The organism is Pseudoalteromonas sp. Of11M-6 (assembly GCF_022347905.1).
Taxonomy (GTDB): domain Bacteria; phylum Pseudomonadota; class Gammaproteobacteria; order Enterobacterales; family Alteromonadaceae; genus Pseudoalteromonas.
The window spans coordinates 266,620-273,701 of sequence record NZ_JAKRFW010000002.1; the positions used below are offsets into that span (position 1 = coordinate 266,620).

Genomic DNA, 7,082 nt, shown 5'->3' on the forward strand with positions numbered 1-7,082 from the left:
TTTAAATGGACACTATAATAGAAAACCCTAAAGGTAAGCGTAAAAAGATAGTAGCGTTCTTCTTATTAATGACATTCATCTTTTTCTTTCTTTTATTCCACAGCAACAAGTCGATATCAAGTATACCATATGAAAAAGCAAAAATTATTGCCGTAACAAACTCTCATTCAGCAATTACATCTATAGGTACGATACGTCCGATGAAATCTATCAAGCTGTCCTCTGACATTGGCGGCAGAGTAAAAAGCTTTATCAATCGGCAACATACACTTGTAGAAAAGGGAGATGTTATTTTAGAGCTAGAAAACTATGACTACACATTAAAGTTGACAGAAAAAATGGCTCAAATATCAGAACAGATTAGTAATTTGGAAAATATGAGATTAAATTTGAGGCGTGAGCTTACCTCTTCAAAGCTGTCATTAGAAGATGCCCTTTATAACGTAGATGTACTTGAAAGAGAACTAGATCAAAAACTCAGGTTATTAGAAAAGAATCTTTCTCAAAAATCAGATGTAGAAGACATAAAAAGTAACCTGACTCGATGGAAAGAGAAACAAGGTGTTCTGACTAATTACTACCAATCACAACATAATCAAATTACACATCAGCTAAAGCAGATTGGTGAAACGGTGGAAATACTAAATAGTTTGCTACTCAAGCTTCAGGAGAGCGAGCAGCAGCTTCTTATTAGGGCCCCTATCACAGGCAACCTTGTTGGCTTTGATGTCGAGTCAGGACAACAGATATTGCCTAAAGAAGAATTTGCTTCCCTAGATATGGTGGGTGAATACTTAATCGAAGTAGAGTTAAATGAATTTTATCTAGAGCGAATCAATAAAGAAACAAGAGCTACAGCCAAGATAGACAATAAAAATATTAACTTAAAGATATTAAAAATATTCCCATTAATTAAGCAGGGAAAGTTCAAAATGAACCTTGAGATGCCAAATACCGATGAATGGCAAGGTAACATTAAAGTCGGCCAATCTGTCGAAATAGAACTTGCCAATAGCGATAAGAATATCCTACCTACACTTCCAGCCGAAGCAACGTTTCAAAAAGGTGATACCACATTCGTATATCTTCACTCGGATAAACAGAGTAAGGCTATTAGGACTCCTATCCTTATTAAGGAAAGGATTGGGGATCGAGTAGTGATTGATGCTCCTATGGTGTTAGGTAAAAGCGTCGTAATTTTAGATTGGAACAAAAAATATAAGGAGGAATTATACATTGAATAGCGTCATTCAACTTGAGTGCGTGTGTAAGCACTTCTATACAAATAAAATTAAAACTACTGCCTTAAATAAAGTATCTCTACAAGTTGATAAAGGTGAATTTATTGCCATTACAGGAAAGTCAGGTTCAGGAAAATCAACATTACTCAACGCAATTGGATTATTCTCGAATATTGACTCCGGTAGTTTACATTTAAATGGTTTTGATGTTTCAGCGATATCTCAAAAAAAGAAATTAAAGTACAGAAGAGAACATTTGGGGTATGTGTTCCAGTCTTTCAATTTAATCCCTGACCTATCAGTGTTGGATAATATTATGTTGCCACTCAAATTTAGGGGTGTGCCACACAAAGATAGACTAGGACTGGCAGAGCAAGAATTAGAGCGTATGGAATTAATTGCGAGGAAAGATCATTACCCTAGTCAATTATCTGGCGGTCAACAACAGCGGGTTGCGATTGCCCGAACAATGGCGTGCAAACCAAGTATTATTCTTGCGGATGAACCGACGGGAAATCTGGATGAAAAAACTGGCCAGCGGGTCTTAGATATACTGCTGGAAGTAAATGACACAAGCGCTTCTACAATCATAATGGTAACGCACAGCGCTGCTGCAGCAAGTGTTGCAGGTAGGCGAGTAAGTATGGTTGATGGTGAATTAGTTAATTAAGGAAAATAAATTATGCTCGGTGATATTTCTATTAAAGTTATTGATGCTGCAGAAAACAGTAAAGAAACCGTAGACATAGAAGTGAGTGATTATCAGTACTCTCGCTTAGCATCTCAACTTATTGGTGAGATCAAAGACTATGATATTTTAGACGATGAAGAATTAGCTCTTTTCAGAGAAGAAAAAGCAAGCGATTTCAAAGCAAAGCCACTAAAAGCAAGTAAAGTTGTAGTTGTACTCAAGGCTACACGTCTATGCAACTTACGCTGTACATATTGCCATTCGTGGGCAGAAGGACCAAATCAATCTATAAAATTCGAAAACCTCGTTTCAATTGTTAAACGAATATTAGCAATCCCAAATGTATCTCGAGTGGAGTTTGTTTGGCACGGTGGAGAAGTAACACTTCTTAGACCATTGTTCTTCAAAAAGTTGATTTGGTTACAAGAACAATTTAGACGCCCAGATCACTTCATCACCAATACTATGCAATCAAACGCAGTTAATATATCGGATGAGTGGCTCACTTTCTTAAAAGGCATTGGCATGTCCGTGGGAATTAGCTTTGATGGTGTACCAGAAATCAATGATACTCGGAGACTTGACGTCCGAGGAAGACCAACCAGCATTAAGGTTGCTGAAGGAATTCGACGGCTTAAGCATCATGGTATAGCCTACGGTGCTTTAATAGTCGTCGACAAAGATGTATACAACTTAGATCCTGAACGACTTTTAAGCTATTTACACTCAATTGAATTAAATGACATAGAATTTCTGAACATCGTCCCAGATAACCGAGCAAAGCCTGGTGATGATATCGGTAATGCCTACATTAGCTACAAAGAATACATTGAATTTTTAAGCTGCGTTTATCGTGTTTGGTACGGGCACTACAAAGACAAAGTTAGAATCAGAATGTTTGAAAATTTTATCGATGTTTTATCGGATAAAACTAAGCAACTTTCCGCTTGTTATTGGGCAGGAAATTGCTCTCAAGAAATAATCACTGTCGAACCAAACGGTGATGTTTCACCTTGTGATAAGTATGTTGGAGATATTGGCAGTATTTACGGCTCACTTCTAAATTCAGATCTAGCCACCCTGCTCGAAAAGTCAAATCATAATCAAGCATCTGTAAAAGAAGAAATTGACGCGACGGATCGTATGCGAGAGTGTGAATGGTTCTCAATTTGTAATGGTGGTTGTCCGCATGACAGAGTGATAAATGCTCGCCATGTCGAAGACTATAATGATAAATGTTGTGGAACTGGTAAATTACTTAGAGTTATCGAAGAGTCAATATAAAGAATGATATTTATCCCAGAAGGTATTGTTTTTCAAAAACTTAAAACTCTATGTGCGAAACAGCACTTTACGCTATTCATTGTGGCTGTACTTAATGTTTTAGTCGTCATCAGTTCATTTGGCATTGCCTATACTGTTGAGCTACTGTTTCAAGAGTCAGTCACGAGAGAACGTTTAAACTATTTTGTCTCATTTATCTTGCTTTTATTAATTACATTCGTGCTTTCGAATGGCTTGAGGCAAAAACTCGTATTTGATATAAAGGAAATGCTAAGCAATAAACTACTTAGCTTTGCAATGGGGAGAATGCTATATAAGCAACAAGAGTTATTTGATGTTACTTCCCCTTCCAAGCTTTATTCTAATATCGACTATGATGTTAAAGCTATAAACACCTACGTCCACTTTATTTTAAGCATTTTCTTTCAAGCTTCCGGCACTTTATTGTGTGGCCTAATTTATTTATTAGCCACCAGTTTGTACATGACTTTGCTTTCAATAGTCACCGTTCCGCTGGTTATTCTTATCATTTTTAAAGTAAGCCAGCGAGTTTCCGAGGCCAACGCCCATAAACGGGAAACCGTTGCTAATCTAAACTCGACAATCATTGAATCATTATCAGGTATACAATCAATAAAAATCCATAGAATGGAAGCCTTACTTGGAGAACAAATAGAATCGGGAGCGAGTCAAGTCTACAATGCAACTAAAAGACTTCATTCTTTAGAATCTATTGTATCTGGATTAATCATTTTGGGCAGTTTCTCTAGCGTGATCTTTGTTTTGTGGGTAGGCGGGTTGAATGTCATAGAAGGTTCAATGGCGTCGGGAGAATTAGTCGCGTTCATTATGGTATTATTACTGATGTCGTACTCCTTCGCCTCAATAAGTGACATAAACTCCGTTACAACGAAGGCTCGAAACGCAGTTAGCAGCTTAGATAGTTTACTAAATCAAGAGCCCGCTGAACGACTAGCTTCCGCCACCAAAGATACGTCAACACACAATAAAATTGAATTAACCGACCTGTCGTTTAAATATCAAAAGGCAGATTCTGAATCATTATGTGCTATAACGCATAAATTTAAAGAGCATAAAGTTTACTCTATTATCGGCCGCTCTGGCTCCGGGAAAAGCACTTTAATAAAGCTAATTGCGGGTTTATATCAAAGCTATCTAGGTGAAATTCTCATTCATCAGAATCAAAAAAACTCACAATCGACTCACCAAAAGGTCACGATGGTCGAACAAGATCCTTTCTTTTTCAGTGGACCACTTTGGCAAAATATCACTCTACAACTCAGTTTTGATAATGTCGACGAGTTAAAGCTCAAGCGAGTGTCTCAGCTCTCAAACTTTGATGTCGTCATGCAAAGCAATGGCTTTACCTTTAATAGCGAAGTCACCTTGAATGCCGCAAATTTATCTGGTGGAGAAAAACAGAGACTTGCGATAGCAAGAGCGCTATATTCAGACAGTGATATACTCATTTTAGATGAAGCTACAAACTCTCTCGATCTCGCCACTGAATCCGGTCTTCATAGTCACTTAAAAGAAATAGCAAAAAATAAAACTGTACTAATAATCACACATAACCTAAATAGCATCTACCTTTCAGATCAGGTTATCGTAGTTGATAGCGGGCAGATCGTGGCTACTGATACGCCACAAAATATAATAAAGAATGAACACTTTAGAAAAATAAGCAAAAACCCCGAAACCTTACAAAAGGAGTGTTGAGAATGGAGTTAAATTATAAAGTCATCATCATTGGTGCTGGACCTGCGGGCTTACAATTAAGCTATTATCTTAACAAAGTAAATGTGTCCCATATTGTTTTGGAACGTGCAAAAGTTGCAGGAAGCTTCTTTGAAACTTATCCAGTCCATCGTAAATTGATATCGATAAATAAGGTAAACACGGGCTTTGATAATAAAGAGAAGAACCTTAGATGGGACTGGAATTCACTACTAAATGGCGACGATAAGTTTTCTTTTAAAGACTTTGATAAATCTTACTATCCGAGTGCGGACAACCTTGTGAAATACCTTGGTGAATTCGCGACAAAGTACGAGTTACCTATTCATTACGAAACCCACGTTGCAAAGGTTACAAAAGACGACCACCAATTTACAGTCGTCGATGGTAACGGTAAAGAATATGTAAGTGAGATCTTAGTTGATGCCACAGGGATCGGCGAACTCAACATTCCTAATATAAAAGGCATTGAGCACTCTATAGCCTATACAGAAATGAATAACGACGTAGCTCAATTCACAAATAAGAAAGTACTCATATTAGGGAAAGGTAACTCGGCATTTGAAACAGCTGATAGCTTATTAGAAGTCTCATCAAACACCCATTTAATAAGCCCAGATGATTTCAATTTTGCTTGGGTCAGCCACTACCCCGGGCATTTACGCTCAGTGAATCAGGCGTTTCTAGATACTTTTTTCTTGAAACAGCAAAACGCGATCTTAAACGGAAAAATTGCATCAATTGAACAGTTAGATTCTGGGCAGTATTTGGTAGATATGATTTTTTCAGAGGATGGAGAATCAGAAAAAAACACTTATGATTACGTCATAAACTGTACAGGGTTTAAGTGTAACTTCGATCACTACGCACCAAGTACTTTTCCTGAGTTGTGCTTGAAAAACATGTTTCCTAAGCTTAATCATAAATGGGAAAGTAGTAATATTCCGAATCTGTTTTTTTGCGGAGCGAATATGCAATGCAATGACTACAAAGATTCCTCAACTCCTTTTATACACGGAATTAGGCATAACGCGGAGTCATTATCTGAAATAATTATCAAGAAATTGAATCTTGTAGCCCAGCAAAGTAGAAAGCAACTTGATTCTTCTTCGGAATTATACAATGAGATCAGCGAGCGTATAAAATCAGCAACCACAATTTGGTTTTTGTTTGGGAACGCTTATGATTTGTATTCAAAGAAACCAAATGGTGGCTTTGAATTTTTTGAAAGCGTCCCAAAACTTGTTTACGAAAATGAGGAACAGTTTAAGCAATTTTCAGGTTTTAGATTGGAATTTAGCTACCGCATACCAAGTGATAAAGATGAGCAACTCAAGTTTTCTCAACATGGCTTTTTACATCCTGTAGTCAGCAAGTATAAAAATGGTGAGCTAGTCGATGAGGTTCATATGTTAGAAGATATCTATGGTGAATGGGAAGATTTAAGCAAGTTGGACAATGGTATAAAGGAACTAATTGTATCTAATTTCGCGTAAGTATTAACAACGCAAGTAAGCTAGGAGTTCCCGTTAGTTTACTTGCGTTGATAGGATTGCCAATCTAGCTACTTGTTGCAACTGCATTAGTATCATGACTTTTGCGAGCGCCACTTAGCATAAATAATAGAGACAAAATATAACGTCGACTCATAATGCTTCCTTACTTAGATTTTTGGTTTTTAACTCATTAATTATCTTTGCATCCATCCAGTAGATGTCGACATTGGAATTCTCGTTATCCATCCCTCGATTAAACAATATGTATTTACCATCCCAAGTAACGTAAGCGTACCGCTAACTACACCTAGAGGCTAACATGCCAGGGCAGTAAACTGTTGATATCGTACTGTGGCTGGGTTAATTCGTTTAAGCAATGCATCACATAATCGAATGGGGTGTGGCCGTTTGCTCTGGCTGTTTCGATCACGCTGTAGAGGATTGCGCTACTCTCAGCGCCACTTGTGGTGAAGCTAAACAGCCAGTTCTTTCGCCCTATGACGAACGGTTTGGTAGTGTCACCTTCCCATAAAATGAGACATGCATAATTGGAGTTTTCTGCAATCATTAAAGCAGGAGACTAACTATGAAAAAATCACGTTTTACCGAATC

Annotated in this window: 5 protein-coding genes and 1 pseudogene; 5 read left to right on the forward strand and 1 reads right to left on the reverse strand. The window is 37.6% G+C overall.

Going from position 1 to position 7,082, the window contains the following annotated elements; genetic code table 11:
- Window positions 1–5: 5 nt before the first annotated feature.
- From MHN32_RS02450 to MHN32_RS02470, 5 genes are read left to right on the forward strand one after another with little or no spacing between them, the layout of a single operon-like run.
- Window positions 6–1,244: an HlyD family efflux transporter periplasmic adaptor subunit gene (locus MHN32_RS02450; RefSeq protein WP_010604505.1), complete on the forward strand. Its 1,239-nt coding sequence runs from the start codon at window positions 6–8 to the stop codon at window positions 1,242–1,244.
- On the forward strand, window positions 1,237–1,911 hold the full coding sequence (locus MHN32_RS02455; protein ID WP_102056618.1) for an ABC transporter ATP-binding protein: 675 nt from the start codon (window positions 1,237–1,239) through the stop codon (window positions 1,909–1,911). The genes MHN32_RS02450 and MHN32_RS02455 overlap by 8 nt, the downstream gene beginning before the upstream one ends.
- A gap of 12 nt (window positions 1,912–1,923) precedes the next feature.
- Window positions 1,924–3,216 (forward strand): darobactin maturation radical SAM/SPASM protein DarE, encoded by a 1,293-nt coding sequence (darE, locus tag MHN32_RS02460; RefSeq protein ID WP_010604503.1) that lies wholly within the window; start codon window positions 1,924–1,926, stop codon window positions 3,214–3,216.
- A 3-nt stretch (window positions 3,217–3,219) separates the two neighbouring features.
- The gene (locus MHN32_RS02465; RefSeq protein WP_010604502.1) at window positions 3,220–4,956 is read left to right on the forward strand and encodes an ABC transporter ATP-binding protein; all 1,737 of its coding nucleotides are present in this window, start codon (window positions 3,220–3,222) and stop codon (window positions 4,954–4,956) included.
- 2 nt (window positions 4,957–4,958) lie between these two features.
- A complete protein-coding gene (locus MHN32_RS02470; protein WP_102056616.1) occupies window positions 4,959–6,470 on the forward strand; it encodes an NAD(P)-binding domain-containing protein in 1,512 nt (503 codons plus the stop codon).
- 307 nt (window positions 6,471–6,777) lie between these two features.
- Here the strand turns inward: MHN32_RS02470 and MHN32_RS02475 are convergent.
- Window positions 6,778–6,981, reverse strand: a pseudogene (locus MHN32_RS02475) (transposase domain-containing protein); the annotation flags it as partial.
- Window positions 6,982–7,082: the final 101 nt, after the last annotated feature.